Source organism: Stenotrophomonas sp. P5_B8, assembly GCF_054049855.1.
The window spans coordinates 1-1,261 of the sequence record NZ_JBFULO010000691.1 but is presented as its reverse complement, the minus strand read 5'-3'; the positions used below and the strand labels follow the sequence as shown (position 1 = coordinate 1,261).

2 protein-coding genes are annotated in these 1,261 nt (G+C 65.0%); both read left to right on the top strand.

The features are described 5' to 3' along the window. Positions 1 to 195 precede the first annotated feature (195 nt). A complete protein-coding gene (locus ACXJKH_RS20730) occupies positions 196 to 597 on the top strand; it encodes a c-type cytochrome (protein ID WP_256773979.1) in 402 nt (133 codons plus the stop codon). Between the two features lie 8 nt (positions 598 to 605). After that, positions 606 to 1,067 carry a c-type cytochrome gene (locus ACXJKH_RS20725; RefSeq protein WP_256773980.1) on the top strand — a complete coding sequence of 154 codons (462 nt, stop codon included), beginning with the start codon at positions 606 to 608 and terminating at the stop codon, positions 1,065 to 1,067. Positions 1,068 to 1,261 lie beyond the last annotated feature (194 nt).

Genomic DNA, 1,261 nt, shown 5'->3' with positions numbered 1-1,261 from the left:
CCTGAGGGATGCGTGGGCAGGTGTTGTAGCAAAGTAATGCACCACGTCACGATCACACCATATCCCAAAGGTCATGGTGACCTGCGGCAACGCCTCCGATGACCCGGTTTCAGCTAGATGAAATCGCAGGCTATACTCGGGCCAGTTCCGTACCCCACGCCGGAACGACCAGACCCGTACACCGGAAAGGACATCATGCGCCCGCAGCCGCTCGCCGCTTGTCTTCTGGCCGTCCTCCTGCCCCTCGGGGCCGCCGCACAGGCCGCCACTGCTCCAGCAGTACCCGCAGCACCTGCCGCACCCGCTCCTGCTTCAGCCCCCGCCGCGCCCGCCCCTGTCGCCCTCACCGGGAATGTCGACAATGGCCGCGTGCTGGCTTACACCTGCCAGGGGTGCCACGGCATCACAGGCTACAAGAACGCCTACCCCAGTTACCGGGTGCCCAAGATTGGCGGGCAGACCCAGCAGTACCTCAGCCAGGCGCTGAGCGAGTACCGCCAGGGCAAGCGCCGGCATCCCACGATGCAGGCGCAGTCCATGAGTTTCAGCGAACAGGAGATCGCCGATCTCGCTGTTTACCTGTCCACCGTCAAATAAGCGCGCTCATGTCGAAAGCCACGCCCTTCAAGCGTCACGCCATCGCCCTGTCCGTTGCCCTACTGATGACTGCGTGTTCGCAGTCACAGGTGGAAAACAGCGCAGATTCCGCCGCCGACCCGGGCCACGCCAGTGGCGAACATGGGTCCGGCTCCTCCGCCGGCTTACCGGCCGGACGCCTGGCTGCTGGTGAAGCTCGTGCCCAGGTCAAGGGCAAGGCCACCGGCCAGAGCTGCATCGACTGCCACGGCGTCGACGGCAACAAGCCGATCGACCCGACCTACCCGAAACTGGGTGGGCAGTACGGTGACTATCTGGCGCATGCGTTGCAGGCCTATCGCGCCGGCGACCGCCAGCATGCGTTGATGACCCCGCAGGCGACCGACCTGAGCGATCAGGATATTGCCGACCTGGCCGCCTATTTTGGTTCGCGGCCGAGCCAGCTGCGGGACCTGCACGGGGTGAAGTGACCGCGGTGGAGCCGACCGTTGGTCGGCTGCCCTTCGTTCGGGCGTCATGAAGCGCTGAATCGTAGAGCCGACCGTTGGTCGGCTGCCCTCCGTTCCGGCGTCATGAACCTCTGAATGGTAGAGCCGACCGTTGGTCGGCTGCCCTTCGTTCCGGCGTCATGAACCTCTGACGCCAGCCGACCAACGGTCGGCTC

What these genes read in the sequence shown, in the direction of transcription:
- ACXJKH_RS20730 (WP_256773979.1), top strand. Translation starts at nt 196, where the DNA reads ATGCGCCCGCAGCCGCTCGCCGCTTGTCTTCTGGCCGTCCTCCTGCCC.
- ACXJKH_RS20725 (WP_256773980.1), top strand. Translation starts at nt 606, where the DNA reads ATGTCGAAAGCCACGCCCTTCAAGCGTCACGCCATCGCCCTGTCCGTT.